The sequence below is a fragment of the Pseudomonas sp. GD03862 genome (assembly GCF_029840855.1).
GTDB classification, from domain to species: domain Bacteria; phylum Pseudomonadota; class Gammaproteobacteria; order Pseudomonadales; family Pseudomonadaceae; genus Aquipseudomonas; species Aquipseudomonas alloputida.
Map to the genome: position 1 here is coordinate 18,357 of NZ_JAOCDI010000049.1, position 26,508 is coordinate 44,864.

The window sequence follows — 26,508 nt, forward strand, 5'->3', positions numbered from 1 at the left end:
CGCGATTGGGTCGCGCAGCGGCCCCAACGATCTAGAATGCTGGATGGATTCTGGGGCTGCTGCGCAGCCCAATCGCGACACAAGGCTGCTCCCGAACCATTGAAACCCATCCCTCCCCGCCCCATCTAAGCACCATAGTCATTCACGCAGGTGCCCCATGAGCGACCAGCAGGATTTCCCCGAACACCCTGACGAACACAGCGAAGTCGAGCACACCTTCCAGGCCGAAGCCGGCCACGCCCTCGCCCTGCCCGGTCAGCAGCTGCCGGACAAGGTCTACGTCATCCCGATCCACAACCGCCCGTTCTTCCCGGCCCAAGTACTGCCGGTGATCGTCAATGAAGAGCCCTGGGCCGAAACGCTCGACCTGGTAGCCAAGTCACCGGACCACTGCCTGGCGCTGTTCTTCATGGACACCCCGCCAGAAGACCACCGCCACTTCGACACCTCGGCACTGCCGCAGTACGGCACGCTGGTCAAGGTGCACCATGCCAGCCGCGAAAACGGCAAATTGCAGTTCGTCGCCCAGGGCCTGTCCCGGGTGCGCATCCGCAACTGGCTCAAGCACCACCGCCCGCCCTACCTGGTCGAAGTCGAATACCCGCGCCAGCCCGCCGAGCCGACCGACGAGGTCAAAGCCTACGGCATGGCGCTGATCAACGCGATCAAAGAGCTGCTGCCGCTCAACCCGCTGTACAGCGAAGAGCTGAAGAACTACCTCAACCGCTTCAGCCCCAACGACCCTTCGCCGCTCACCGACTTCGCCGCCGCGCTCACCTCGGCCACCGGCAATCAGTTGCAGGAAGTGCTCGACTGCGTGCCCATGCTCAAACGCATGGAGAAAGTACTGCCAATGCTGCGCAAAGAGGTGGAAGTCGCGCGCTTGCAGAACGAGATCTCGGCCGAGGTCAACCGGCAGATCGGCGAGCACCAGCGCGAGTTTTTCCTCAAGGAACAACTCAAGGTCATCCAGCAAGAGCTGGGGCTGACCAAGGACGACCGCAGCGCCGACCTCGAACAGTTCGAACAGCGCCTGGAAGGCAAGACCCTGCCACCGCAGGCACGCAAGCGCATCGATGAAGAGATGGGCAAACTGGCCATTCTGGAAACCGGCTCGCCCGAGTACGCCGTCACCCGCAATTATCTGGAATGGGCCACCGCCCTGCCGTGGGGCGTGTACGGCAAAGACAAGCTCGACCTCAAGCATGCGCGCAAAGTCCTCGACCAGTACCACTCCGGCCTCGACGACATCAAGGAGCGCATCCTCGAATTCCTCGCCGTGGGCGCCTGGAAAGGCGAGATCAGCGGCTCGATCGTGCTGTTGGTGGGCCCGCCCGGGGTGGGCAAGACCAGCATCGGCAAGTCCATCGCCGAATCGCTCGGCCGGCCATTCTATCGCTTCAGCGTCGGCGGCATGCGTGACGAAGCCGAGATCAAGGGCCACCGCCGCACCTACATCGGTGCCCAGCCCGGCAAGCTGGTGCAGGCCCTGAAAGACGTCGAAGTGATGAACCCGGTGATCATGCTCGACGAAATCGACAAGATGGGCCAGAGCTATCAGGGTGACCCGGCATCAGCGTTGCTGGAAACCCTCGACCCCGAGCAGAACGTCGACTTCCTCGACCACTACCTCGACCTGCGCCTGGACTTGTCCAAGGTGCTGTTCGTGTGCACTGCCAACACCCTCGATTCGATTCCCGGGCCGTTGCTCGACCGCATGGAAGTGATCCGCCTGTCCGGCTATATCACCGAAGAAAAACTGACCATCGCCAAGCGCCACCTGTGGCCCAAGCAGCTGGAAAAGGCCGGCGTTTCCAAGACCAGCCTCAGCATCAGCGACAGCGCCCTGCGCCTGGTGATCGACGGTTATGCCCGCGAGGCGGGCGTGCGCCAGCTGGAGAAGCAACTGGGCAAACTGGTGCGCAAGGCCGTGGTCAAGCTGCTGGAAAACCCCGACGCCAAGCTTAAGATCGGCACCAAGGACCTGGAAACCGCACTCGGCATACCGGTGTTCCGCAGCGAGCAGGTACTGGCTGGCAAAGGCGTCATCACCGGCCTGGCCTGGACCAGCATGGGCGGCGCCACGCTGCCGATCGAGGCGACCCGCATCCACACCCACAACCGCGGCTTCAAGCTGACCGGCAAGCTGGGTGACGTGATGAAGGAGTCTGCCGAAATTGCCTACAGCTACATCAGCTCCAACCTCAAGCAATTTGGCGGGGATCCAGGTTTCTTCAACGAAGCGTTCATCCACCTGCACGTCCCAGAAGGCGCCACGCCCAAGGACGGCCCCAGTGCCGGCATCACAATGGCCAGCGCTTTGCTTTCACTGGCCCGCGACCAGTCTGCCAAAAAAGGTGTCGCCATGACGGGCGAGCTGACCCTCACCGGTCAGGTACTGCCGATTGGCGGCGTGCGCGAGAAGGTGATTGCAGCGCGGCGGCAGAAGATTTTCGAACTGATCCTGCCGGAGCCCAACCGCGGTGACTTCGAAGAACTGCCGGACTACCTGCGCGAAGGCCTGACAGTGCATTTCGCCAAGCGCTTTGCCGACGTGGCGAAAGTGCTGTTCTAGCCTGCACCGGCCTCTTCGCGGGCAAGCCCGCGCCTGCAAGGGTACGCTACCCCTGCAGGCGCGGGCTTACTCGCGAAAGGGCCGGCACAGGCAGCACAAATTTCCTCGATCATCGGGTATCCTCAGGCCATCGCCAGCCTTCGGAGCCACCATGACCTCTCCTCGTCTGCTCGTTCCCCTGAGCTTCGCCCTGCTTTCTGCCTGCGCGCAACAACCCTCGCAGCCTGTTGACCTGGACGCCGAAAGCGAATGCCCCAAGCGCCTGCAGGTCGGCCAGATCCTCACGCTTACCCTGCCCAGCAACCCCACCACCGGCTACCGCTGGCTGGTACAGAACCCGGCGCCCAACGTATTGCAAAGCCTTGGCCCCGAGGTTTACAGCGCGCCTGAAGACACCGGTATCGTCGGCAGCTCGGGCCTATCGACCTGGCGCTTCCAGGCCCGCGCTACGGGCGAAGGGAACCTGGTATTGGTCTACCAGCAACCCTGGGCCCCGGAAGTGCGCCCGGTGCAGACCTTCGATTGCAGCATTCGGGTCAATTGAACGCAAAGCGCTGGTCAGCCAACCATGCATCCGGGCTGCGGTTTGGCTAGAATGCGCCCCCTGCCTATCACCAGCCGCCTGGATTCGCCGTGAGCAAACAACCCGACCGCCTTTTCTCCCAACCCCTGGAGCAGGTGCCCGACTTCGTCTTCAACGAAGACGTCGTGCGTGTGTTCCCGGACATGATCAAGCGCTCGGTGCCCGGTTACCCAACCATTGTCGAGAACCTCGGGGTACTGGCCGCTCGGTTCGCCCAGCCAGGCACCGCACTGTACGATCTGGGCGCATCGCTGGGTGCCGTTACCCAGTCGCTGCGGCGCCATGTGCGCAGCGACGGCTGCAGGGTAATCGCGGTGGATAACTCCGCCGCCATGGTCGAGCGCTGCCGCCAGTACCTTACTGCGCAGGATTCGATGTTCCAGGAGTTGCTGCCAGTGCAAGTACTGGAAGCCGATATCCTTGCCCTGCCCTTCGAGCCCGCCTCGGTAGTGGCGATGAACTTCACCCTGCAGTTCATCGCCCCTGACCAGCGCCTTGAACTGCTCGGGCGAATCCGCCAGGCGCTGCTGCCCGGCGGTGCGCTGATTCTGTCGGAGAAGCTGCGCTTCGCCGATGAACAAGAGCAGGACCTGCTCAATGAACTGCACCTGGATTTCAAACGGGCCAATGGCTACAGCGAACTGGAGATCGCCCAGAAGCGCAGCGCCATCGAAAACGTGATGAAGCCCGATACACTCGAAACCCACCAGGAACGCCTGCGCGCAGCCGGCTTCTCGAAAGTGGTGCCTTGGTTCCAATGCCTTAACTTCGCCTCGTTGATAGCCCTGCCATGATCGATCTGTCTCCCCTCGTCCGCCGCCTGGCGGGCACGCCCCTGGCTTCCTGGTCGCAAGGCCTGCAAGCACAACTGGACGCCAAGCTGGAAAAGGGTCACGGTGACCTCGACCGCTGGCGCGGGGCGCTGGAAGCCCTGCCCGCCCTGCAACCCAGTGAAATCGACCTGGTCAACGGGTTGCGTCTGGATTGCGACTGCGACGACGCCACCCGCGCGCAGATGCGCCAGGCACTGATGGGCCTGTCGCCCTGGCGCAAAGGGCCGTTCGACCTGTTTGGCGTGCACGTTGACACCGAATGGCGTTCGGACTGGAAGTGGTCACGGGTCGGCCCGCACCTGGACCTCAAGGGCAAGCGTGTACTCGACGTGGGCTGCGGCAATGGCTACTACCAGTGGCGCATGCTCGGCGCCGGCGCAGACATGGTGATTGGGGTCGACCCCAACTGGCTGTTCTTCTGCCAGTTCCAGGCCGTGCAGCAATACCTGCCGGAGTTGCCGGCCTGGCACCTGCCGTTCGCCCTGGAAGACCTGCCCGCCAACCTGGAAGGTTTCGATACCGTGTTTTCCATGGGCGTGTTCTATCACCGCCGCTCGCCCATCGAGCACCTGCTGGCGCTCAAGGACTGCCTGGTCAAGGGTGGCGAGCTGGTGCTGGAAACGCTGGTTATCGAGGGCGACGAAAACCAGGTGCTGGTGCCTGAGGACCGCTACGCACAGATGCGCAACGTCTGGTACCTGCCGTCGGTACCGGCGCTGGCCCGCTGGTTGCGCCGTGCCGGCTTCAGCGATGTGCGCTGCGTCGACGTGAGCGTGACCAGCGTCGAGGAGCAGCGCAGCACCGATTGGATGCGCTACCAGTCACTGAGCGACTTCCTCGACCCGAACGACCACAGCAAGACCGTCGAAGGCCTGCCTGCCCCTCGCCGCGCCACCCTGCTGGCGCGCAAATGAGAAAGGCGCCCGCAAGGGCGCCTGAATTCACTTGCGGCGAGGAGCCGACAAATCAGCGCGAAGCCGCCACGATCAGCGCCTTCATCTCGGCCACAGCAGCCTTGAAGCCGACAAACAGGGCATGGGCCACCAGCGCATGGCCAATGTTCAGTTCATTGATACCCTTGATCGCCGCCACCGCCTCGACGTTGTGGTAGTGCAGCCCGTGACCCGCATTGACGATCAGCCCCTGCCCCACGCCAATCGCCACACCGTCGACGATTCGCTTGAGCTCTTCAGCCACATCGGTGGGGGTTTCGGCATCGGCATAACGGCCGGTGTGCAGCTCGATGGCCGGTGCGCCGACCCGACGCGAGGCCTCGATCTGCCGCTCGTCGGCGTCGATGAACAGCGACACCTCGGCACCGGTACGTGCCAGCCGTTCCACTGCAGCCTTGATCCGCGCTTCCTGCCCTGCCACGTCCAGGCCACCTTCGGTGGTCAGCTCCTGACGGGTTTCGGGTACCAGGCAGATATGCGCCGGCCGAATCTTTTCGGCAAAGGCCATCATCTCTTCGGTGACGCCCATCTCGAAGTTCATGCGGGTCTGCAGTACATCCTTGAGCAGCACGACGTCACGCTCCTGGATGTGCCGGCGGTCTTCGCGCAGGTGCACGGTGATGCCATCGGCGCCTGCTTCCTCGGCGTCCAGGGCAGCCTTGACCGGGTCAGGGTAGCGCGTGCCACGGGCCTGGCGCAGGGTCGCCACGTGGTCGATGTTGACGCCAAGAAGCATGCGGTTGCTGTGAGTCACGAAAGGCTCTCCTGAGGATTGAGCCCAACAGCATACGTCCTGATCAGCGCTTGCGAAACAGTTCCCGGCTGACCAGCGGTTTTGCCCCCAGGTGAACTGCCAGTGCCTGGCGCATCAGCCGCTTCGCGGCAAGCAAGGCGCCAGGGGCATCCCAGTCGGTTTGGGCCAGGGCCAGCAGTTCGGTGCCACGGAACAGACCGGGCTGCGCCAGCTCAACCCGCTCCAGGCCGGCGTCAACGCGCAAGCGGTACAGGCCATCGGCGGCAATGGGCTGCTCGTTGACGTCATGGTGCAAGGAAAACGCATAGCCGAGTTCGTCCAGCAGCCGCCATTCGAACGAGCGCAGCAGGGGTTCCAGCGGTCGACCGGCGCTCAGTGCCTGCAAGGTCAAGGTGTAGTGCTCGAACAGGGCCGGGAACGGCGCTTCGGCAGGCAACAGGCGCATCAGCAGCTCATTGAGGTACAGCCCGCTGAACAGCGCATCGCCGTGAAGCCAGGCGGCGATGCCGGTGCTGTCCATGCGGCTGACATTCTTCAGCTCGCCACGCCCACGCAGTTCCACCTCCAGCGACACGAACGGCCGCACCAGGCTGCCGCCCTTACCCCGCGCGCGACGCAACACGGCGCGCATGCGGCCCTGCGGGGTGAAAAAGTCCACCAGCGCGCTGGTTTCCTTGTAGGCACGGCTGTGCAGTACGTAGGCTGGCTGGGGGGTGGGTTGGTCCATGCACTATCTCTGGGGCCTGATGTACGTGTGGGAGCGGGCGTGCCCGCGAAAGCGTCAGTGAACCCACTATCGCATTCGCGGGCAAGCCCGCTCCCACAGGAATAACCGACCGGTCAGGTAATTACAGGTCGCCGTAGCCCAGCGAACGCAGGGCGCGCTCGTCGTCGGACCAGCCGCCCTTTACCTTGACCCACAGGTTGAGCATGACCTTGGAATCGAACAGCACTTCCATGTCCTTGCGCGCCTCGGAACCGATGCGCTTGATGCGCTCGCCCTTGTCACCAATGATGATTTTCTTCTGGCCATCGCGTTCAACCAGGATCAACGCGTGAATGTGCAGCACATGGCCCTGCTGCTTGAATTCCTCGATCTCCACCGTGATCTGGTACGGCAACTCCGCACCCAGCTGGCGCATGATCTTCTCACGCACCAGTTCGGCGGCCAGGAAGCGGCTGCTACGGTCGGTGATCTGGTCTTCGGGGAAGAAATGATCGTTCTCGGGCAGGTGCTTGGCGATCTGTGCTTCCAGCGCTTCAAGGTTGTGCCCCTGCTGTGCCGAAATCGGCATCACCTCGGCGTTCGGCAGTTGCTCTTGCAGCCACTGCAGGTGCGGGATGAGCTCGGCTTTCTCTTCCATGCGGTCGGTCTTGTTGACCGCGATGATCAGCGGGCCGGTGACATACTGCACGCGCTCCAGAACCAGTTGGTCCTCGTCGGTCCACTTGGTACGGTCAACCACGAAGATAACCACGTCGACGTCCTTGAGGGCCGCCGAGGCGTTGCGGTTCATGTAACGGTTCAGGGCCTTGTCATTGGCCTTGTGCATACCGGGGGTATCGACGTAGATGGCCTGCACATCACCTTCGGTCTTGATGCCGAGCATGTTGTGGCGGGTGGTCTGCGGCTTGCGCGAGGTAATCGCCAGCTTCTGGCCCAGGATGTGGTTGAGCAGGGTCGACTTGCCGACGTTGGGACGGCCGACAATGGCTACGTAGCCGCAGCGGGTCGGGTTGCTATCAGTCATTGCCATTCTCCACGCCCAGGGCGATCAGTGCAGACGCGGCGGCGACTTGCTCGGCAATACGCCGGCTAACGCCTTGACCACGGCTCTTGTTGTTCAGCAGTACCACTTCGCATTCGACGAAGAAGGTCCGGCAGTGTGGTTCACCCTGGATATCCACGACTTCGTAACGCGGCAGCTCACAGCTGCGCGACTGCAGGAACTCTTGCAGGCGGGTTTTCGGATCTTTATTGGTGTCGACCAGTGTCAGGCCTTCGAACTCATCGGCCAGCCAGGCCAGGATGCGCTCCCGGGCGGTGTCCATGTCGGCGTCCAGATAGATGGCACCAATCAGTGCCTCCAGGGCGTCGGCCAGGATCGACTCGCGGCGAAAGCCGCCGCTCTTGAGTTCTCCGGAACCCAGGCGCAGGTAATCGCCCAGGTCAAAACCACGGGCCAGACGGGCCAGGGTCTCACCCTTGACCAACCGCGCACGCAGCCGCGACAACTGGCCTTCGCGGGCCTGCGGAAAACGCTCGAACAGCGCTTCGCCGGCAACGAAGTTGAGAATGGCGTCACCGAGGAACTCCAGGCGCTCATTGTTGCGCCCGGCGTAACTGCGATGGGTCAGTGCCAGGAGCATCTGGTCCTGGTTCTTGAAGGTGTAACCGAGCTTTCGCTCCAGACCGGCAAGGGAAGCACTCATGCGGCCACCCGATCGTTGTTCAACGCGTTGTTCAAATCAACATCCTGAAAGACTGTTTGGCTGTGGTCCGCCGATCGATTTGCGGCGAATCTCCCGATCCCTGAGAACACAGCCTATGTCAGAAATGCATTCGGCGCTGTCTGCTGGACAGCGCCGATGGGTATCAATGGATCAGGCCAACCCGCGACAGGTTGGGCAAGTGGCTGAGTTTGGGCTCTGGCCAGCTCATCCACACCGCGAAGGCCTTGCCGACAATGTTCCGGTCCGGAACCATGCCGTGCAGTTCCTTGGGAATGTTCGGGTCATCCCAGAAACGGCTATCGTTGGAGTTGTCGCGGTTGTCGCCCATCATGAAGTAATGGCCCGCAGGTACGGTCCACTGCTGGTCCGGCGGCATGCGATAACGGCTCATTTCCTTGCGGATCAGGTGTTCGGCCGCGCCGAGCTTTTCCTTGTACAGCTGAGCACTGCCCAGGGTACCCGGCTCGCTGCCCACCAGTTGTTCGGCAACGGGCTGGCCGTTGACGAACAGCCGCTTGTCGTTGGTGTAGCGGACCACGTCGCCCGGCAGGCCAACCACACGCTTGATGTAGTTGACATTCGGGTCGCTCGGGTAGCGGAACACCATCACATCCCCGCGTTGCGGGTCACCGACCTCGATGACCTTCTTGTCGATCACCGGCAGGCGAATGCCGTACGAGAATTTGTTCACCAGGATGAAGTCGCCCACTTCCAGGGTCGGTTTCATCGATCCCGAAGGGATCTGGAACGGCTCGACCAGGAACGAACGCAGCACCAGCACGATGAACAGCACCGGAAAGAACGACTTGCCGTACTCGACCAGCAACGGCTCCTTGTTCAGCCGTTCGACCACCGCCATCTCAGGCTGGCTGACGCTACCCTGATAGTTGGCGATTGCCGCACGCCGGCGCGGGGCCAGGAACAGCAGGTCGATCAAGCCCAGCAGACCGCAGATGAAGACGGCGATGACCAGCAACAGCGGGAAATTTAGCGACATAGGACCTAGCTATCCAACCTGAGCACGGCGAGGAAGGCTTCTTGTGGAATTTCCACGTTGCCCACCTGTTTCATGCGTTTCTTACCGGCCTTCTGCTTCTCCAGCAGCTTCTTCTTACGGCTGACGTCACCACCGTAGCACTTGGCCAGTACGTTCTTTCTGAGCGCCTTGACGGTTGTCCGCGCAATGATCTGGCCGCCAATGGCTGCCTGGATCGCTACGTCGAACATCTGCCGAGGGATCAGTTCCTTCATCTTCTCGGTCAACGCACGGCCTTTGTAGGCCGCGTTGTCGCGGTGCACGATCAATGCCAGGGCATCGACCTTGTCGCCGTTGATCAGCACGTCCAGCTTGACCAGGTTGGCCGACTGGTAGCGATCGAAATGATAATCCAGCGAAGCATAGCCGCGGCTGGTGGATTTGAGGCGGTCGAAGAAATCGAGCACCACTTCGTTCATCGGCATGTCGTAACGCACCTGCACCTGGCTGCCGAGGAACTGCATGTCGCGCTGTACGCCACGCTTCTCGATGCACAGGGTGATGACGTTGCCCAGGTGCTCCTGCGGAACCAGGATGGTCGCGGTGACGATCGGCTCGCGGAAGTCGGCTACAGCCGAGACGTCCGGCAGCTTGGACGGGTTGTCGACGACGATGGTTTCGCCGGTTTTCAACTCCAGCTCGTAGATCACGCTGGGCGCGGTGGTGATCAGGTCCAGGTCGTATTCGCGCTCCAGGCGCTCCTGGATGATCTCCATGTGCAACATGCCCAGGAAACCGCAACGGAAGCCAAAGCCCAGCGCGTCGGAGCTTTCCGGCATGTACTGCAGCGAGGAGTCGTTCAGGGTCAGCTTCTGCAGAGCGTCGCGGAAATCCTCGAAGTCGTCGGAACTGACCGGGAACAGGCCGGCATAGACCTGCGGCTGGATCTTCTTGAAGCCTGGCAACACCTCGACCTCAGGGGTCGAGGACAGGGTCAGGGTGTCACCAACCGGGGCACCGTGGATGTCCTTGATGCTGGCGATGATGAAGCCTACTTCGCCGGCTTTCAGATCGGCAGTCTGGGTGTGTTTCGGGGTGAAGACACCGACGCTGTCGACCAGGTGCACCTTGCCGGTGGACTTGACCAGGATCTTGTCGCCTTTCTTGACGCGGCCCTGGCGCACGCGCACCAGCGAGACCACGCCCAGGTAATTGTCGAACCAGGAGTCGATGATCAGCGCTTGCAGCGGTGCGTCGATCTCACCTTCCGGCGCGGGAATGGTGTGCACCAGGCGCTCGAGCACCTCGTCAACGCCCATGCCGCTCTTGGCGCTGCAGGCGACGGCGTCGGTGGCGTCGATACCGATGATCTTCTCGATTTCGTCCTTGACGCGGTCCGGATCGGCCTGGGGCAGGTCCATCTTGTTCAGGACCGGCATGACCTCCAGGCCCTGCTCGATGGCGGTGTAGCAGTTGGCTACGGACTGGGCCTCCACGCCCTGGCCGGCGTCGACCACCAGCAGTGCCCCCTCACAGGCCGCCAGCGAGCGCGAGACTTCGTAGGTGAAGTCGACGTGGCCGGGGGTATCGATGAAGTTCAGCTGGTAGGTCTTGCCGTCCTGCGCCTTGTAGTGAAGCGTGACGCTGTGGGCCTTGATGGTGATACCGCGCTCACGCTCCAGGTCCATGGAATCGAGCACCTGGGCTTCCATCTCGCGCGCCGACAGGCCACCGCACATCTGGATGAAACGGTCAGCCAGCGTCGACTTGCCATGGTCGATGTGGGCGATGATGGAGAAATTGCGGATATGACTCAAATCACTCACGGGTCAACACTCGAAAAGGCTGCGAGCCGGACGCCCGCCGAAAAATAGCCGGGAATTGTACCTTAAGCTGCTGGGTTATGGGAGATTCCTCTGTCCGACTGTACACAGCAATCATTCCGGCAATTGTGAATATTCATGAAAAAGGGCAGCCGAAGCTGCCCTTTCGCCTTGCGAAACCGCTTATTCAGCAAGCTTGAAGGTGATGAAGCTGGCACGGCCCTGACGCAGCACGCGCATCGACACGGAACGGTTCTTCGGCAGTTCCTTGGCGATTTCGGTGAATTCCTTGGCAGAACCGATGGCCTGGTTGTTCAGATGGCTGATGACATCACCCGGGCGCAAGCCGATCATGGCTGCCGGGCCATCCTGCACTTCCTTGATGACCACGCCACCTTTGAGCTCCAGGGATTTTTTCTGCTCGGCGGTCAGGTCGGCGACCGATACACCCAGGCGGTTGCTGCTGCGCTCGGCGCTGCCTTCGGTGCCAGCGCCAATGTCAACGTCGTCATCCGGCAGCGCGCCGACGCTGATGTCCAGGTTCTGGCGCTTGCCATTGCGGATGATTTCCAGCTTGGCCTTCTCGCCATCCTTGAGGCCGCCTACCAGGTGCGGCAGATCGGCCGACATGACGATTGGCTGGCCGTTCATGCTGAGGATCACGTCGCCCACCTGCAGGCCGCCTTTGGCTGCCGGGCCGTTTTCCAGCACCTGGGCCACCAGGGCGCCCGCCGGCTTGTCCAGGCCGAACGATTCAGCCAGGTCCTTGTTGACCTCCTGAATCACCACGCCCAGCCAGCCGCGGCTGACCTTGCCGTCTTTCTTCAGCTGGTTGGAGACATCGATCGCCACATCGATCGGGATGGCGAACGACAGGCCCATGAAACCGCCAGAACGGGTGAAGATCTGCGAGTTGATCCCCACCACTTCGCCTTTCATGTTGAACAGCGGGCCGCCGGAGTTACCCGGGTTGATGGCCACGTCGGTCTGGATGAACGGTACGTAGGTGTCATTGGGCAGGGTCCGGCCCTTGGCGCTGACGATACCTTTGGTCACCGAATGGTCGAAGCCGAACGGCGAACCGATGGCCAGTACCCACTCGCCCACCTTGAGCTTCTCGGAGTCACCCAGTTTCACCGTTGGCAAATTCTTGCCATCGACCTTCAGCAGCGCCACGTCAGTGCGCGGGTCGGTGCCGACCAGCTTGGCCTGGAGCTCGCTACGGTCCGACAGGCGAACGATGATCTCGTCGGCATCGGCCACCACATGGTTATTGGTGAGCACGTAGCCATCACTGGAGATAATGAAACCCGAGCCCAGCGACTGCGCCTCGCGCTGGCGGTCGCCGCGCGGCGAACGCGGCTGCTGGGGCATGTTGCGCTCGAAGAACTCGCGGAACATCGGCGGCAGGCCTTCCAGATCCGGCATCTGGCCTGCGGCGATCCGGCGGTCAGGCAGTTTCTGCTTGGTACTGATGTTGACCACTGCCGGCGAAGCCTGCTCCACCAGGGTGGTGAAGTCCGGCAGGGCTTCCTCGGCCTGGGCGGCGACTACTTGGCCGAGCATCAGCACAGCAGCGAACATCATTAGGTAGGATTTCAAGCGTGGTATTGACATACGACTCCCGTCACAACGAGCGGTAGTTTGGAAAGACCCCTGCTCAACGCAGAAAAGGCCAGGCTCTTCAAAGCCTGACCTATAGAAAATTTGCCGATGGATTGCAAATGACAATGCTTTAATTTCATTTCAGGCGTATGCCCACCTGCCTTGACTCGGCACGCAAAAGCGCGCCATTACTGGCGCGCCTGGGCATCCTGGGGGCGCATCGACAGGGCGACGCGTTCTGCCGTACCCAGCGGAATTTCGCCAACCACGGTCACCATCACTTTGCCCTTGGGTGTATTCAGGCGACGCGAGACTGCCGAGGTCGGGCCTAGCTGGGTGCGCATGTCGGTGCCGCCATCATCGCTCACTTGCTCGATGAACACCGAAAAACGCGCCAGGCCGTCGTCATACATCAGGCTGCTGACCGAACTGTTGCGCTTGGGATCACGGCGTACCGAGCTGTTGACCAGCTCGAAACCGGGTGGCAGCCAGTCCGAACGCCAACCCGCGACGGTATCATTGCTGCCGGCTGCCACATGCTGCACTGGCTTGCAGGCAGCACCTGGGCGCAGGTCTGCGTCGCTGGGTATTTCATCGGTATCGAGACGGGTCATCTGGAAGCGTTCCAGCAACTGCCCCTTGTCGTTGAGCATCAACGAACGCAGCGGCAAACCCGAGTGACGGTCCAGGTGCAATTCGAACGCATAGCGATGCTGGTCGCGTGGCGTGAGCGTAATGATCACGGCATCGCGCCCGGCGACCCGTGACTTGCCTGCCACACTCAAATCGTACCAACCCATCAGTTTCAGCGGATCAAGCACACGCGGTGCGGTATCCGGCGGCGCCGTGACACCGCTGGCCAAGGCCCCGCTGACACACTCCACCTTGCCATCCACGCGCACGATTTCCTGGGCGGCGCCATCAAGCTGCAACAGCCGCTCGCTGACCTTGCCGTCGTCGACCCTGTGCCAGATGTCGTGGGAGGAGAAACTGCCGTTGCGTTCGTAGACGAACGACCCTTGATAGCTCTGTTTTTGCTCGGCCTGTGCCAGCTTGTTCAGCCACTCACTCGCCTCAGGCGAAGAATTGGCAGCCAATGCTGGCACCGTCATGCAGCTGCCAATCAGCAGCGACAAGAGAGGTAGCGCGCGCATGATCCTCCTTACTTAACGGTTTTCCAGGCTGGCGGCGCGGGCATACGGCAATGCGGTTTCAGTGCCCTTGAGCGCAGATTCCTGGGCATGCTGGCGCAGGTAGCCTGGCAGACGCTGATCCCAGCCGGCCTGGTTCTGCAGCACGCCATTGGCCATTGGCCCGGTCGGTTGCTCACTGCTTTCACTATAGCCTGCCAAAACGGCCGGGCCTTGCGCTTGTGGCACACTCAGGCCCTGCTGGACAGGCTGCTGGGCAGCAAGCTCCGCACCCGTGATCTCGTCCTGGTTGTACATACGCACACCGGCCAGTACCGCGACAGTAACCGAGGCGGCTACCGCCAGACGGCCAATGCTGCGCCAAGGGCCTTTCTTGACCTTGGCTGGCACGGCTTCGTCGGCCAGCGCCGCGGACACCGCAGAGGCGATATCCAGGTTAGGCAGCAGCAGCTCCTTGTGCATGGCTGCACGGGCAACCTGGTAACGCGACCAGGTGGCACGGGTTTCGGCGTCGTCGACGGCGTTCAACACCCGACGCAGTTCCAGTTCATCCGCTTCGTTATCCATCACCGCGGACAGCGATTCCTGCAAAGCTTCACGACTCATGGCGGTTCCTCTCTTGGCGCTGTCGCCGCTGTCTCAGGTTTCCTGCAACAACGGCTGCAGGGCTTTATCTATGGCCTCCCGAGCGCGGAAGATTCGAGAGCGCACGGTACCCACCGGACATTGCATGACACTGGCAATGTCTTCGTAACTCAGCCCGTCGAACTCGCGTAGCGTCAATGCCGTACGCAGGTCTTCGGGCAGTTGCTGGATGGTGCGATGGACAGTGCCTTCGATTTCATCCCGCAACAACGAGCGCTCTGGGGACTCGAGATCCTTGAGACCATGATCGCCGTCGTAAAACTCCGCATCCTCGGAGCTCACATCACTGTCTGGCGGCCGTCTTCCACGGGACACCAGGTAGTTCTTCGCCGTGTTGATGGCGATGCGGTACAGCCACGTATAGAACGCACTGTCGCCGCGGAAGTTGCCAAGCGCACGGTAGGCCTTGATGAAGGCTTCCTGTGCTACATCCTGGGCCTCGTGGGTATCGTGGACAAACCGCACGATCAACCCGAGAATCTTGTGCTGATACTTCAGCACCAACAGATCGAAAGCTCGCCTGTCGCCGCGCTGAACGCGCTCGACAAGCTGCTGATCCTCTTCCTGGGTTAGCATGAACACTCCTCAGTGAACTCGAAGGAGCGTTGCATCTGCCATCGTTCAGGCTTGCAACCATAGACTCGGGCTTTGCGCAAAAGTTCTCCCCTCCAAGCAAGTTTCCTGCAGCCCTTGGTCGGCTTGCACGGAAGACGCGGCGCGGTCACGGCCGGCTACGTCGATAATCAGGTTTCAAATACACAGGGGTAAGCCTGGAAAGGCCTGCCGCCCTGCGTCGCCGCGGCAAATTGTGGCGTACGGGCAGCCTTCATAGGATTTCCGGCCATGTCGGAAAGTTCCCACAAAGGTTGTCGCAACCTGGCAGGTAGCATGGAAATTGGCCACCCGGGGCTGCTATAAAGGCATCCCGGCCACGTTTAACGATAGTTTCACAATGCCATCCGCGCGTGACCATTGTGCCGTGCCCCTCCCAAAGATTACTAGTGTCCCGACATGAGCCAACAATTCCAACATGATGTCCTGGTGATCGGCAGCGGTGCCGCCGGTCTCAGCCTGGCACTTAACCTCCCCAGCCACCTTCGCGTTGCCGTATTGAGCAAGGGCGACCTGGCCAACGGCTCGACCTTCTGGGCCCAGGGCGGCGTCGCTGCAGTGCTGGACAACACCGATACTGTGCAGTCGCATGTCGAGGACACCCTCAATGCCGGCGGCGGGTTGTGCCATGAAGACGCGGTGCGCTTTACCGTCGAGCACAGCCGCGAAGCGATCCAGTGGCTGATCGAGCAAGGCGTGCCCTTCACCCGCGATGAGCACTACAGCGTCGACGATGGCGGCTTCGAGTTCCACCTCACCCGTGAAGGGGGCCATAGCCACCGGCGCATCATCCACGCCGCCGACGCTACCGGCGCGGCAATCTTCACCACGCTGCTGGAACAGGCTCGCCAGCGCCCGAACATCCAGCTGCTGGAGCAGCGGGTGGCGGTCGACCTGATCACTGAACGCCGCCTGGGCCTGCCCGGCGAACGCTGCCTGGGCGCCTACGTGCTCGACCGCAACACCGGCGAGGTAGACACCTTCGGCGCGCGCTTCACCGTGCTGGCCACAGGCGGTGCGGCCAAGGTCTATCTCTATACCAGCAACCCCGATGGTGCCTGCGGCGACGGTATCGCCATGGCCTGGCGGGCCGGCTGCCGGGTGGCGAACCTGGAGTTCAACCAGTTCCACCCGACCTGCCTGTATCACCCGCAGGCCAAGAGTTTCCTGATCACCGAAGCCCTGCGCGGCGAGGGCGCCCTGCTGCGCCTGCCCAACGGCGAACGCTTCATGCCACGCTTCGACCCACGCGAAGAGCTGGCCCCAAGGGACATCGTGGCCCGCGCCATCGACCACGAGATGAAGCGCCTGGGCGTGGACTGCGTATACCTGGACATCACTCACAAGCCTGCAGATTTCATCAAGAGCCACTTCCCCACCGTGTACGAGCGCTGCCTGGCCTTTGGCATCGATATCACCCGCCAGCCGATCCCAGTGGTGCCGGCGGCGCATTACACCTGCGGCGGGGTGATGGTCGACGACTGCGGCCACACCGATGTGCCTGGCCTGTATGCCATCGGCGAAACCAGTTTCACCGGCCTGCACGGCGCCAACCGCATGGCCAGCAACTCGCTGCTGGAATGTTTTGTGTACGGTCGCGCCGCCGCTGCCGACATCCAGGCGCACCTGGAGCAAGTGGCCATGCCCAAGGCCTTGCCCGGCTGGGACGCCAGCCAGGTGACCGACTCGGACGAGGACGTGATCATTGCGCACAACTGGGACGAACTGCGGCGCTTCATGTGGGACTACGTCGGCATCGTGCGCACCAGCAAGCGCCTGCAGCGAGCCCAGCACCGCATTCGCCTGCTGCTGGATGAAATCGACGAGTTCTACAGCAACTACAAGGTCAGCCGTGACCTGATCGAGCTGCGCAACCTGGCGCAAGTGGCCGAGCTGATGATCCTGTCCGCCATGCAGCGCAAGGAAAGCCGAGGGTTGCATTACACACTGGACTATCCAGGGATGCTGGGCGAGGCCAAGGACACTATCCTCAGCCCACTCTGAAAACGGCGTCGCGGCCTTCGCGGGCTCGCCCCCTCCCACAGGAATTTGACTGCCTTGCAGCATTGCGCAGTAGCTGTGGGGGCGGGCGAGCCCGCGAAGAAGCTGACCCGGTCTCGATCTATGCCCGGCTCACCGCAGCCCAGCGCCGCCGGCTGAACTTCAACCGCACCCGCAAGCGCCGATGCTCATCCGGCCCCAGCGCATCCCCCGGTACGCACTGGCTCTGCCCCAACCACCGCCCCGCCCGCTCAAAGCGCAACACCACCAGCCCAGGCAAAGCCACGCTGTCCTGGCACAAGCGCACTGACTGCCACCCACAGGCACGGCTGAACACCTGCCAGCCCCGCACATCACGGCGCAGGCCGACAACAGCATGCTCATGGGTCAACAGGATACGTCGGGGAATGGCCCAGCCAGCGTGGGCCGTACAGGCGGCGACAACAAAAAAGGCCATCCACCCGGGCAGCGGGCTCGCCCACACGGCAAGCCACGCCAGAACCTGACAAGCGAGGTAGGCCGTCAGCAGCAGGCGCGAGCCTTGCCAACGGCACTCGAAGCACTCACTTGGGCTGGACACGGTCCAGAATGATGCGGACCATGCGCTGCAGTTCCGGGTCTTCGGACTCGGTGCGCTCCATGAACCAGCCGAACATGTCCTGATCCTCGCAGCTCAAGAGACGCACGTACAGTTCACGGTCGGTCTCATTGAGGGTGGGGTAGACTTCCTGGGTGAAAGGCACCAGCAGTACGTCCAGTTCCAGCATGCCGCGGCGGCTGTGCCAGAAAAGCCGGTTGAGTTCAGTTTGTTCGACCATGGGGCCCTCCTCGAATGGGCCGCCAGTATACAGCCAGGCGCGCGAAGCGACACCGGGCGTTGGTCTAGTCACCTACCTATTTTGTTACCGGCGTTCTATGATGGCCGCCAGTCTTTAGCCACCGCGATGACCCATGGCCGATTCCGCTTTCTTCTGCCCCCTGTCCCACGAGGGCATCCTCGCCGTCCGCGGCTCCGATGCAGGCAAGTTCCTGCAAGGCCAGCTGACCTGCAACATCAACTACCTCAGCCAGGAACACGCCAGCCTCGGCGCCCGCTGCATGGTCAAGGGGCGCATGCAGTCGAGCTTCCGCATAGTGCCCGAAGGCAACGGCTACTTGCTGGCCATGGCCAGTGAACTGCTCGACGCGCAACTGGCCGACCTGAAAAAGTACGCTGTGTTCTCCAAGGCCACGCTGACCGACGAAAGCAGCGCATGGGCACGTTTCGGCCTGCAAGGTGGCGACGCTGCACTGCAGGCGCTGGGGCTTGTCGTGCCCGCCGCCGCCGGTAGCACCGTGCGCCATGACGGGCTGATCGCGATCGCCGTGTCCGCCGGCCGGGTCGAGTTGTGGGTGCCGGCGGCTGACGCCGAGCCTGTACGCCAGGCCCTTGCCGCAGCGCTGCCCGAAGGCAGTGTCAACGATTGGCTGCTGGGGCAGATTCGCGCAGGTATCGGCCAGGTCATGGGCCCGACCCGTGAGCTGTTCATCCCGCAGATGATCAACCTGCAGGCCGTCGACGGCGTCAGCTTCAAGAAAGGCTGCTACACCGGCCAGGAAATCGTCGCCCGCATGCAGTACCTGGGCAAACTCAAGCGCCGCCAGTACCGCCTGGCCCTGGACCAGCAGGCCATTCCGGCCCCGGGCGCCGAGATTTTCTCGCCCACCCATGGGTCGTCGGTCGGTGAAGTGGTCATTGCTGCCGGCAACGGCACGGGCTGCGAACTGCTCGCGGTGCTCAGCGCCGAGGCGGTGGAAGACGGCAACCTGCACCTGGGCAGCCTCGAAGGCCCGCGCCTGCAGGTGCTGACCCTGCCTTACGAACTGGACCGCGACCGGGAAATCCAGCGCTGACCAGCCTGCCCCACCCCTGTGGCGGGGCCGCACCACCACTGCGGTAGACATGCCCATGAACAAGCTGGCCGAGTTGGTTCAAGCACAATTGCTCGACGCCATCGAAAAGGATGACCTGGTCCTGCCAACCCTGCCCGAGGTTGCCTTGAGCATCCGCGAGGCAGCGGAAGACAGCGAGATCAGCGTAGCGGCCCTGAGCAAGGTGATCGGCCGCGACGCGGCCCTGTCAGCGCGCCTGATCAAGGTCGTCAACAGCCCACTGCTGCGTGCTGCGGTCGAGGTGACCGACCTGCATACCGCCATCACGCGGCTAGGCATCAATTACAGCTGCAACCTGGCCATCGGCCTGGTGATCGAGCAGATTTTCCATGCCCGCTCGCCGGCAGTGGAGCAGAAACTGCGCGATATCTGGGCCAGTAGCCTGGAAGTGGCGGGCATCAGCTACGAAATCTGCCGCCGCTTCACACCTCTCAAGCCCGACCAGGCCACCTTGGGTGGGCTGGTCAACCAGATTGGCGCGCTGCCGGTACTCATCTATGCCGAAGAGCACAACGAACTGTTGTCCGACCCGGTTTGCCTGCATTACGTGATCGAGCAACTCCAGCCGGTGCTGGGGGACAAGATCCTCAAGGCCTGGGAGTTTCCGGAGCAGTTGGTCCACCTGCCGAGCCAGGTTCATGACCTGGACCGCCAGACTGACAAGATCGATTACATCGACATCGTGCAGATCGCCCGCTGCATCAGTCAGCGCGGGCGTCACCGGCCATTGGCTGCGCTGCCGGCGTACCGCCATCTGGGGTTGCCGTTTGGCACCGAGCTGGAGGTCGATGAACTGCTGGAGGCGCGGAGCATGTTGCGCTGAGCTGTAGCAGCCTGTGTCGCCCCTTTCGCGGGTGAGCCCATGAAAGGGGCGACACAGGCAAACCATCAATCCGCGATAAAGCTCACCCGCACCCGCAACCCGCCCTTCTCGCCATCATGCAGGCTCACTTGCGCCAGGTGCGCCCGACAGATCTCGCCAACGATCGCCAGCCCTAACCCACTGCCCTGCGCACTTCGCCGGTAGAACCGCTCGAACACCCGTTCGCGCTCGGTCACGGGAATACCTGGCCCGTCGTCTTCCACTTCCAGCACTGCCGGCGCCATTACCCGCAAAATCACATTGCCACCCGCTGGCGTATGCGCCAAGGCATTGTCCACCAGGTTGCTCAACAACTCGTTGAGCAATGTCGGCTCCCCCTTCAGCCACACCGGCGCCTCGGCCTCCAGCGCCAGCGCCACCCCGCGCTTGTGCGCCAAAGGCGCCATGGCCATGCCCAGCTCGCGGGCCAACTGACTCAAGTCCAGACGCTGCGCACCGCCTTCGGCAATCGCCCGTGCGCCATTCTCGACCCGCGCCAGGGACAACAGCTGGTTGGCCAGGTGGGTCAGCCTGTCGGTGCCCTGGGCTGCCGACTCCAAGGTCTGCCGCCACTCCTGCGGCTCGGCCGAGCGCAAGCCCAACTCGACCCGTGCCTTCAACGCCGCCAGCGGCGTTCGCAGTTCGTGGGCCGCGTCGGCAATGAACTGCGCCTGGCGCTCGAACTGGCCGCGCAAGCGCTCGGTAAAGTGGTTCAAGGCGCGCACCAGCGGGCCCAGCTCGCGCTGTACCTGCACCACCGGCAACGCTCGCAAGTCGTCCGGCTGGCGTTCTTCCACCGCTGTGCGCAGGCGCTCCAACGGCCGCAACGCGGCACTCACGGCAAACCACACCATCACCAACGCCCCCAGTGCCAGCATGCCCAGGCGCAGCAGGGTATCGGCCATCAACCCTCGGGCCATACGCACCCGCGCTTCTTCGGTTTCGGCTACGCGAATCTCTGCCATGCCGTTCATGTTCGGCTCGCTGACCGGCTTCAGCAGGCTGACCACACGAACGTCCTGGCCCAGGTAAGTGGCGTTGTAGAACCGTGCCAATGCCGGATAGTCATCGGTGCGCGGCGTACCCGGCGGCGGTGGCGGCAGGTTCTCGTAGCCAGAAATCAGCCTTTGCTTGATATCCAGCACCTGATAGTAAATGCGCCCCGCACTGTCATAGGCGAACGTGTCCAGCGCCACGTAAGGCACATCCGCGCTCAACGAACCATCGCGCTGCGACAGGCCCGCGGCGATGGTTCTCGCCGAAGCCAGCAGGGTGCGGTCGTAGGCGGTGTCGGCGGCCTCGCGGCCATTCCAGTAGGCGCTAAGGCCGCTGGCCAGCATCAGCACCACCAGCAACAGCGCCAAATTACCCAGCAAGCGCCCGCGCAGGCTGCCGTTGTCACGCATCGCGGTGCTCAAGCAAATAGCCCAGACCGCGGAAAGTGACGATGGCCACAGGGTGCCCGTCGAGCTTCTTACGCAGCCGGTGAATGTAGATTTCGATGGCGTCAGGGCTGGCTTCTTCGTCCAGGCCAAACACCTGGGCAGCCAGCTGCTCCTTGCTCATCACCCGGCCCGGGCGAGCGATCAGCGCTTCCAGCACGCTCTGCTCGCGCGAGGTCAGCGTCAGGTTGTCGTCACCGAGGGTGAAGCGACGGGTGTCCAGGTCATACACCAGCGGCCCACAGCGTTGCTGGCGCTCGCCACCGAGCACACTGCGGCGCAGCAAGGCCTTGACCCGCGCCTCCAGCTCGGTCAGCTCAAACGGCTTGGCCAGATAATCGTCGGCGCCCAGGTTCAGGCCATGGACCCGGTCCTTGACGTCACTGCGCGCAGTCAGCATCAGCACCGGCAAGGTCTTGCCACGACCTCGCAAGCGCGCCAATACCTCAAAGCCGTCCATGCGCGGCAGGCCGACATCCAGCACGGCCACGGCGTATTCCTCACTGGCCAGCGCCAGGTCGGCAGCCACGCCGTCATGCAGCACATCCACGGTCAGGCCATGGCTTTTCAAGGCCAGGGCCACGCTTTCGGCCAGTTGCAGGTGGTCTTCGACCAGTAGCACACGCATCGGATTCTCCCTGCTCGGGTGGGACGGTGGCGCGGAGTGTACCGCTGTCACCACGCCTGTGAAGCCCCTCGTGACAAACCTTTCACGCTGAAAGGTTAGCGAAAGGTTCGTTGCCTAGCATCGCACCACGGTCGCCCTTCGCGCCGAAAAAAGCACCAGCAAGGTGCAACGAATAAGAACAATAAACGGAGTCATCGACGATGCTGTCATCGCAGCCGCAGGCGTTCGCGCCTACCCGTTCCTTTATCGCTCGCCCCTCGGCCATCGCCAGCGCCCTCGCGCTTGCCGGTGTCGCCCCGATGAGCCAGGCCGCCTTCTTCGAAGACAGCACGGCCACCTTCGAAACCCGCAACATGTACTTCAACCGCGACTTCCGCGACGGCACCAGCGCGCAGCAATCCAAGCGCGATGAATGGGCCCAGGGCTTCATCCTCAATTTCGAGTCTGGCTACACCGATGGCATCGTGGGCTTTGGCCTGGACGCGTTGGGCATGCTCGGCATCAAGCTCGACTCCAGCCCGGACCGTGCCAACAGCGGCCTGCTGCCGACCCACGATGACGGCAAGGCTGCCGACGAGTACTCCAAGCTGGGCCTGACCGGCAAGGTGAAGATCTCCCAGACTGAACTCAAGATCGGCACCCTGATCCCCGAACTGCCGACCCTGCAGCCCAACGATGGGCGTATCCTGCCGCAAACCTTCGAAGGTGGCCTGCTCACCTCCAAGGAGATCAAGGGCCTGACCTTCACTGGTGGCCGCATAGACAAAGCCAAGGACCGCAACGACACCAACTGGGAAGACCTGGCGCTGAACAACAAGAACGGCCGCTTCGGTGGCACCTTCAGCGCTGACAACCTGGCCCTGGCGGGGCTCGACTACCAGTTCACCGACCGCATCACCGGCAGCTACCACTTCGCCCAGCTCGACGATATCTACCGCCAGCACTTCATCGGCATGGTCGCCACCCAACCCTGGGGCCCGGGCACCCTGGGTGCCGACCTGCGCCTTGCCATGAGCGACGACGCCGGTGCAGCCAAGGCCGGCAACATCGACAACACCACCGTCAACGGCATGCTCAGCTATGCCCTGGGCGGGCACAAGGTCAGCGCCGCCTGGCAGCAGTTGTCTGGCGAAAGTGCCTTCCCGTATGTGGATGGCGCCGACCCGTACCTGGTCAACTTCGTCCAGATCAATGACTTCGCCGGGGCCGACGAACGCTCCTGGCAGGCGCGCTACGACTACAACTTCGCCGCGCTCGGCGTGCCGGGCCTGACCTTCATGACCCGTTACATCAGCGGTGACAACGTCAGCCGTGCTGCCGGCGGCGAAGGCAAAGAGTGGGAACGCAACACCGAACTGAAGTACGTGGTACAAAGCGGCCCGTTGAAGAACGTCGCCGTGCGTCTGCGCAACGCCACCTTCCGCTCCAACTTCGCCCGTGACGCGGATGAAGTGAGGCTGTTGGTCAGCTACAGCGTGGCGCTGTGGTAACCCCATAGCGGTAATCCGATAACAACAACACTCACGGAGATCGACGATGACCTTTTCACTGCGCCGCCTCGTCCTCGCTACCGGCTGCCTGCTGTTGGCCGGCAACGCCCTCGCTGCAGAACCGAAACGCCCCGAATGCATCGCTCCCGCCTCACCCGGCGGTGGCTTCGACCTGACCTGCAAGCTGGTGCAAAGCGCACTGGTACAAGAAAAGATCCTCAGCAAACCGATGCGCGTCACCTACATGCCCGGCGGTGTCGGCGCGGTCGCGTACAACGCCGTGGTCGCCCAGCGCCCGGCAGACGCCGGCACGCTGGTGGCCTGGTCCAGTGGCTCACTGCTTAACCTGGCTCAGGGCAAATTCGGCCGCTTCGACGAAAACGCAGTGAAATGGCTGGCTGCCGTCGGCACCAGCTACGGTGCCATCGCGGTGAAGAGCGACTCGCCCTACAAGACACTTGATGACCTGGTCGCAGCGCTGAAGAAAGACCCGAGCAAGGTCGTGATCGGTTCCGGCGGCACCGTCGGCAGCCAGGACTGGATGCAGACTGCGTTGATCGCCAAGGCCGCTGGCATCAACCCGCGCGACCTGCGCTACGTGGCCCTGGAGGGCGGCGGCGAAATCGCCACGGCATTGCTGGGCGGCCACATCCAGGTCGGCTCTACCGACATTTCCGACTCCATGCCGCACATCCAGAGCGGCAACATGCGCATCCTCGCGGTGTTCTCTGAGAACCGCCTGGACGAGCCGGAAATGAAAGACATCCCTACTGCCAAGGAGCAGGGCTACGACATCGTCTGGCCGGTGGTGCGCGGTTTCTACCTGGGGCCAAAAGTGAGCGACGAGGACTACGCCTGGTGGAAGGCCTCGTTCGACAAGATGCTGGCCTCCGAGGACTTCGCCAAGCTGCGAGACCAGCGCGAGCTGTTCCCGTTCGCCATGACCGGCGAAGAGCTGGACGGCTATGTGAAGAAGCAAGTGGCTGACTACAAGGCGCTGGCCAAGGAATTCGGCCTGATCCAGTAAGCCTGTCGGACTCACCACCCCTGTGGGAGCGGCCTTGTGTCGGGATCGGGCGCGAAGCGGCCCCCGGCACAGCCGATACGATGCTTCGGACAGATCGCATCGGCAGGTTTAGCGGCCGCTTCGCGCCCGATCGCAACGCAAGGCCGCTCCCACAGGATTTGCATTTCACTTGAGCAATCCCAACGAGGATTCCCCAATGATCCTTCAACGCATTTTCGCCCTGGCCCTGCTGGCGATGTGTGCCGCCCTGGCCGTGATGGCCTGGCCCTATCAGGCTGCATTCTCCTATGAACCGGTGGGCCCGCGCGCTTACCCGCTGCTGGTGCTCGGCCTGATGGGACTGGGCCTGCTGTACCTGGTGTTCCGCCCAACGCTCATCGTGCGCAAGGATGACGAACCGGAACTGGACCGCGAGACCCTGATCAAGATCACCGCCTGTGTCGGCCTGCTGATCGTCTTCGCCGCCACTTTCGAAGCGCTCGGTTTCATCCTCAGCGCCATCCTGGTCGGCCTGCCCATGGCTCGGCTGTACGGTGGCCGCTGGCTGCAAAGCGCCATTGTGGTGGCCGGCATGAGCATTTTCCTCTACTGGCTGTTCGACCGCGTGATGGACGTGCCCCTGCCCCTTGGCCTGCTGAGCGTACTGGAGAACTGACATGGATACCTTGAGCTACCTGGGCCAGGGCTTCGGCATTGCCCTGTCCCCCTACAACCTGGTCACCGCCCTCTCCGGCACCTTGATCGGCACCGTGGTCGGCCTGCTGCCGGGCCTGGGCCCGATCAACGGCGTGGCCCTGCTGATCCCCATCGCCTTTGCCCTCGGCCTGCCGCCGGAATCGGCGCTGATCCTGCTGGCCGCGGTGTACCTGGGCTGCGAATATGGCGGGCGTATCAGCTCGATCTTGCTGAACATCCCGGGCGAAGCCTCGACCGTCATGACCACCCTCGATGGTTACCCGATGGCCCGCCAGGGCCTGGCCGGTGTTGCCCTGTCGCTGTCGGCCTGGAGTTCGTTCATCGGCGCCTTCATTGCCACCTGCGGCATGGTGCTGTTCGCCCCGCTGCTGGCGAAATGGGCCATCGCCTTCGGCCCGGCGGAGTACTTTGTGCTGATGGTGTTCGCCATCGTCGCGCTGGGTGGCATGGCCGGTGACAAACCACTGAAAACCTTCATTGCCGCTCTCATCGGCCTGTTCCTGTCGGCGGTCGGCATCGACGCCAACAGCGGCGTGTACCGCTTCACCGGTGACAGCGTGCACCTGGCCGACGGCATTCAGTTCGTGGTCCTCGTGCTGGGCCTGTTCTCCATCAGCGAAATCCTCCTGCTGCTGGAAAAGACCCACCATGGCCACCAGGCGGTCAAGGCTACCGGCCGTATGCTGTTCAACTTCAAGGAAGCGGCCTCGGTGTTCCTGGTCAACATCCGTTGCGGCCTGCTCGGTTTCATCATGGGTGTTCTACCCGGCGCCGGCGCAACGCTGGCCAGCGCCGTGGCCTACATGACCGAGAAACGCATGGCCGGGGAAAGCGGCAAGTTCGGCAAAGGCGATGCCCGTGGCCTGGCAGCCCCGGAAACTGCCATTGGTGCGTCCTGCTGTGGCGCCCTGGTCCCGATGCTGACCCTGGGCGTACCGGGCTCTGGCACCACGGCCGTGATGATCGGCGCCCTGACCCTGTACAACATCACCCCTGGCCCACTGCTGTTCGAACAGCAGCCAGATATCGTCTGGGGCCTGATCGCCTCGCTGTTCGTCGCCAACATCATGCTGGTGATCCTCAACATCCCGATGATCCGCATCTTCACCCGCATCCTCGCCGTGCCAAACTGGGCGCTGGTGCCGGTGATCGCCATCATCACCGCGATCGGCGTTTACGCCGTGCATGCCACTACCTTCGACCTGTTCCTGATGGTCGGCATCGGCATCATGGGCTACATCATGCGCAAGCTGGACTTCCCACTGTCGCCGATTCTGCTGGGCTTCATCCTCGGCGGGCTGATGGAGCAGAACCTGCGTCGGGCGCTGTCGATCTCCAACGGTGAACTGGGCATCCTCTGGTCGAGCCCGATCAGCATGGGCATCTGGGCGCTGGTAGTGGTAATGCTCGCCCTGCCGCTGCTGCGCATCTGGCGCAAACGCAGCCTGCAGCGCCGGGCCCTGGCC

At 62.8% G+C, this 26,508-nt stretch carries 25 protein-coding genes; 11 read left to right on the forward strand and 14 right to left on the reverse strand.

Annotated features, from left to right (window positions below; genetic code table 11):
• The first annotated feature begins 157 nt into the window (after positions 1–157).
• From lon to cmoB, 4 genes are all read left to right on the forward strand, one after another.
• Positions 158–2,575: an endopeptidase La gene (gene lon / locus N5D53_RS23725; RefSeq protein ID WP_121162142.1), complete on the forward strand. Its 2,418-nt coding sequence runs from the start codon at positions 158–160 to the stop codon at positions 2,573–2,575.
• A gap of 151 nt (positions 2,576–2,726) precedes the next feature.
• Positions 2,727–3,119: a protease inhibitor I42 family protein gene (locus N5D53_RS23730; protein WP_014592209.1), complete on the forward strand. Its 393-nt coding sequence runs from the start codon at positions 2,727–2,729 to the stop codon at positions 3,117–3,119.
• A gap of 89 nt (positions 3,120–3,208) precedes the next feature.
• Positions 3,209–3,952: a carboxy-S-adenosyl-L-methionine synthase CmoA gene (gene cmoA, locus N5D53_RS23735; RefSeq protein WP_010952541.1), complete on the forward strand. Its 744-nt coding sequence runs from the start codon at positions 3,209–3,211 to the stop codon at positions 3,950–3,952.
• Positions 3,949–4,905 carry a tRNA 5-methoxyuridine(34)/uridine 5-oxyacetic acid(34) synthase CmoB gene (cmoB, locus tag N5D53_RS23740; RefSeq protein WP_064491118.1) on the forward strand — a complete coding sequence of 319 codons (957 nt, stop codon included), beginning with the start codon at positions 3,949–3,951 and terminating at the stop codon, positions 4,903–4,905. The genes cmoA and cmoB overlap by 4 nt, the downstream gene beginning before the upstream one ends.
• Before the next feature lie 52 nt (positions 4,906–4,957).
• On the opposite strand, the gene pdxJ is transcribed toward cmoB, so the two are convergent.
• From pdxJ to rpoE, 10 genes are all read right to left on the reverse strand, one after another.
• Positions 4,958–5,698 carry a pyridoxine 5'-phosphate synthase gene (gene pdxJ, locus N5D53_RS23745; RefSeq protein WP_190870023.1) on the reverse strand — a complete coding sequence of 247 codons (741 nt, stop codon included), beginning with the start codon at positions 5,696–5,698 and terminating at the stop codon, positions 4,958–4,960.
• Between the two features lie 43 nt (positions 5,699–5,741).
• Positions 5,742–6,425, reverse strand: coding sequence for a DNA repair protein RecO (gene recO, locus N5D53_RS23750; protein ID WP_104962471.1), 684 nt, complete (start codon positions 6,423–6,425; stop codon positions 5,742–5,744).
• A gap of 121 nt (positions 6,426–6,546) precedes the next feature.
• On the reverse strand, positions 6,547–7,449 hold the full coding sequence (era, locus tag N5D53_RS23755) for a GTPase Era (protein WP_003252061.1): 903 nt from the start codon (positions 7,447–7,449) through the stop codon (positions 6,547–6,549).
• Positions 7,442–8,131 carry a ribonuclease III gene (gene rnc / locus N5D53_RS23760; RefSeq protein ID WP_003252059.1) on the reverse strand — a complete coding sequence of 230 codons (690 nt, stop codon included), beginning with the start codon at positions 8,129–8,131 and terminating at the stop codon, positions 7,442–7,444. Before rnc ends, era begins: the two co-directional genes overlap by 8 nt.
• Before the next feature lie 163 nt (positions 8,132–8,294).
• Complete coding sequence (gene lepB, locus N5D53_RS23765; protein WP_003252057.1) at positions 8,295–9,149, reverse strand: signal peptidase I; 855 nt, start codon at positions 9,147–9,149, stop codon at positions 8,295–8,297.
• Positions 9,150–9,154: 5 nt separating this feature from the next.
• Complete coding sequence (gene lepA, locus N5D53_RS23770; RefSeq protein WP_010952535.1) at positions 9,155–10,954, reverse strand: translation elongation factor 4; 1,800 nt, start codon at positions 10,952–10,954, stop codon at positions 9,155–9,157.
• 180 nt (positions 10,955–11,134) lie between these two features.
• Positions 11,135–12,568, reverse strand: a complete 1,434-nt coding sequence (locus tag N5D53_RS23775) for a DegQ family serine endoprotease (protein WP_104962472.1) — start codon at positions 12,566–12,568, stop codon at positions 11,135–11,137.
• Between the two features lie 176 nt (positions 12,569–12,744).
• On the reverse strand, positions 12,745–13,710 hold the full coding sequence (locus N5D53_RS23780) for a MucB/RseB C-terminal domain-containing protein (RefSeq protein ID WP_121162144.1): 966 nt from the start codon (positions 13,708–13,710) through the stop codon (positions 12,745–12,747).
• A 12-nt stretch (positions 13,711–13,722) separates the two neighbouring features.
• A complete protein-coding gene (locus N5D53_RS23785) occupies positions 13,723–14,313 on the reverse strand; it encodes an RseA family anti-sigma factor (RefSeq protein WP_003252050.1) in 591 nt (196 codons plus the stop codon).
• A 33-nt stretch (positions 14,314–14,346) separates the two neighbouring features.
• Positions 14,347–14,928, reverse strand: coding sequence for an RNA polymerase sigma factor RpoE (gene rpoE / locus N5D53_RS23790; protein ID WP_003252049.1), 582 nt, complete (start codon positions 14,926–14,928; stop codon positions 14,347–14,349).
• A 435-nt stretch (positions 14,929–15,363) separates the two neighbouring features.
• On the opposite strand from rpoE, the gene nadB reads away from it, so the two are divergent.
• A complete protein-coding gene (gene nadB / locus N5D53_RS23795) occupies positions 15,364–16,968 on the forward strand; it encodes an L-aspartate oxidase (RefSeq protein ID WP_121162146.1) in 1,605 nt (534 codons plus the stop codon).
• Positions 16,969–17,086: 118 nt separating this feature from the next.
• Here the strand turns inward: nadB and N5D53_RS23800 are convergent, their stop codons facing one another.
• Positions 17,087–17,545, reverse strand: coding sequence for a protein YgfX (locus N5D53_RS23800; protein ID WP_104962475.1), 459 nt, complete (start codon positions 17,543–17,545; stop codon positions 17,087–17,089).
• Positions 17,529–17,783 (reverse strand): succinate dehydrogenase assembly factor 2, encoded by a 255-nt coding sequence (locus N5D53_RS23805; protein ID WP_003252043.1) that lies wholly within the window; start codon positions 17,781–17,783, stop codon positions 17,529–17,531. The genes N5D53_RS23800 and N5D53_RS23805 overlap by 17 nt, the downstream gene beginning before the upstream one ends.
• A 133-nt stretch (positions 17,784–17,916) precedes the next feature.
• Here N5D53_RS23805 and N5D53_RS23810 point away from each other — a divergent pair, with 133 nt between their 5' ends.
• Positions 17,917–18,858 (forward strand): folate-binding protein YgfZ, encoded by a 942-nt coding sequence (locus N5D53_RS23810; protein WP_104962476.1) that lies wholly within the window; start codon positions 17,917–17,919, stop codon positions 18,856–18,858.
• A 55-nt stretch (positions 18,859–18,913) separates the two neighbouring features.
• On the forward strand, positions 18,914–19,720 hold the full coding sequence (locus N5D53_RS23815; RefSeq protein ID WP_028698136.1) for an HDOD domain-containing protein: 807 nt from the start codon (positions 18,914–18,916) through the stop codon (positions 19,718–19,720).
• A 65-nt stretch (positions 19,721–19,785) separates the two neighbouring features.
• Here N5D53_RS23815 and N5D53_RS23820 read toward each other — a convergent pair whose 3' ends face one another.
• Both N5D53_RS23820 and N5D53_RS23825 read right to left on the reverse strand, forming a co-directional pair.
• The gene (locus N5D53_RS23820) at positions 19,786–21,165 is read right to left on the reverse strand and encodes a sensor histidine kinase (RefSeq protein WP_104962477.1); all 1,380 of its coding nucleotides are present in this window, start codon (positions 21,163–21,165) and stop codon (positions 19,786–19,788) included.
• Entirely contained in the window at positions 21,158–21,829 is a 672-nt protein-coding gene (locus N5D53_RS23825) for a response regulator (RefSeq protein WP_010952527.1), read from the reverse strand. The genes N5D53_RS23820 and N5D53_RS23825 overlap by 8 nt, the downstream gene beginning before the upstream one ends.
• Positions 21,830–22,029: 200 nt before the next feature.
• Between N5D53_RS23825 and N5D53_RS23830 the strand changes: the two genes are divergently transcribed.
• The 4 genes from N5D53_RS23830 to N5D53_RS23845 form a co-directional block, all read left to right on the forward strand.
• On the forward strand, positions 22,030–23,319 hold the full coding sequence (locus tag N5D53_RS23830) for an OprD family porin (protein WP_279840938.1): 1,290 nt from the start codon (positions 22,030–22,032) through the stop codon (positions 23,317–23,319).
• A gap of 46 nt (positions 23,320–23,365) precedes the next feature.
• Positions 23,366–24,346 (forward strand): tripartite tricarboxylate transporter substrate binding protein, encoded by a 981-nt coding sequence (locus N5D53_RS23835; RefSeq protein WP_003252023.1) that lies wholly within the window; start codon positions 23,366–23,368, stop codon positions 24,344–24,346.
• Positions 24,347–24,542: 196 nt separating this feature from the next.
• Complete coding sequence (locus N5D53_RS23840) at positions 24,543–25,001, forward strand: tripartite tricarboxylate transporter TctB family protein (RefSeq protein ID WP_190870022.1); 459 nt, start codon at positions 24,543–24,545, stop codon at positions 24,999–25,001.
• Position 25,002: 1 nt separating this feature from the next.
• Positions 25,003–26,508, forward strand: a 1,506-nt coding sequence (locus N5D53_RS23845; RefSeq protein ID WP_279840940.1) for a tripartite tricarboxylate transporter permease, incomplete at its 3' end; no start/stop codon positions are given.

What these genes read in the sequence shown, in the direction of transcription:
- lon (WP_121162142.1), top strand. Translation starts at nt 158, where the DNA reads ATGAGCGACCAGCAGGATTTCCCCGAACACCCTGACGAACACAGCGAA.
- N5D53_RS23730 (WP_014592209.1), top strand. Translation starts at nt 2,727, where the DNA reads ATGACCTCTCCTCGTCTGCTCGTTCCCCTGAGCTTCGCCCTGCTTTCT.
- cmoB (WP_064491118.1), top strand. Translation starts at nt 3,949, where the DNA reads ATGATCGATCTGTCTCCCCTCGTCCGCCGCCTGGCGGGCACGCCCCTG.
- recO (WP_104962471.1), bottom strand. Translation starts at nt 6,425, where the DNA reads ATGGACCAACCCACCCCCCAGCCAGCCTACGTACTGCACAGCCGTGCC.
- era (WP_003252061.1), bottom strand. Translation starts at nt 7,449, where the DNA reads ATGACTGATAGCAACCCGACCCGCTGCGGCTACGTAGCCATTGTCGGC.
- rnc (WP_003252059.1), bottom strand. Translation starts at nt 8,131, where the DNA reads ATGAGTGCTTCCCTTGCCGGTCTGGAGCGAAAGCTCGGTTACACCTTC.
- lepB (WP_003252057.1), bottom strand. Translation starts at nt 9,149, where the DNA reads ATGTCGCTAAATTTCCCGCTGTTGCTGGTCATCGCCGTCTTCATCTGC.
- N5D53_RS23775 (WP_104962472.1), bottom strand. Translation starts at nt 12,568, where the DNA reads ATGTCAATACCACGCTTGAAATCCTACCTAATGATGTTCGCTGCTGTG.
- N5D53_RS23780 (WP_121162144.1), bottom strand. Translation starts at nt 13,710, where the DNA reads ATGCGCGCGCTACCTCTCTTGTCGCTGCTGATTGGCAGCTGCATGACG.
- N5D53_RS23785 (WP_003252050.1), bottom strand. Translation starts at nt 14,313, where the DNA reads ATGAGTCGTGAAGCTTTGCAGGAATCGCTGTCCGCGGTGATGGATAAC.
- rpoE (WP_003252049.1), bottom strand. Translation starts at nt 14,928, where the DNA reads ATGCTAACCCAGGAAGAGGATCAGCAGCTTGTCGAGCGCGTTCAGCGC.
- nadB (WP_121162146.1), top strand. Translation starts at nt 15,364, where the DNA reads ATGAGCCAACAATTCCAACATGATGTCCTGGTGATCGGCAGCGGTGCC.
- N5D53_RS23805 (WP_003252043.1), bottom strand. Translation starts at nt 17,783, where the DNA reads ATGGTCGAACAAACTGAACTCAACCGGCTTTTCTGGCACAGCCGCCGC.
- N5D53_RS23810 (WP_104962476.1), top strand. Translation starts at nt 17,917, where the DNA reads ATGGCCGATTCCGCTTTCTTCTGCCCCCTGTCCCACGAGGGCATCCTC.
- N5D53_RS23815 (WP_028698136.1), top strand. Translation starts at nt 18,914, where the DNA reads ATGAACAAGCTGGCCGAGTTGGTTCAAGCACAATTGCTCGACGCCATC.
- N5D53_RS23820 (WP_104962477.1), bottom strand. Translation starts at nt 21,165, where the DNA reads ATGCGTGACAACGGCAGCCTGCGCGGGCGCTTGCTGGGTAATTTGGCG.
- N5D53_RS23825 (WP_010952527.1), bottom strand. Translation starts at nt 21,829, where the DNA reads ATGCGTGTGCTACTGGTCGAAGACCACCTGCAACTGGCCGAAAGCGTG.
- N5D53_RS23830 (WP_279840938.1), top strand. Translation starts at nt 22,030, where the DNA reads ATGCTGTCATCGCAGCCGCAGGCGTTCGCGCCTACCCGTTCCTTTATC.
- N5D53_RS23835 (WP_003252023.1), top strand. Translation starts at nt 23,366, where the DNA reads ATGACCTTTTCACTGCGCCGCCTCGTCCTCGCTACCGGCTGCCTGCTG.
- N5D53_RS23840 (WP_190870022.1), top strand. Translation starts at nt 24,543, where the DNA reads ATGATCCTTCAACGCATTTTCGCCCTGGCCCTGCTGGCGATGTGTGCC.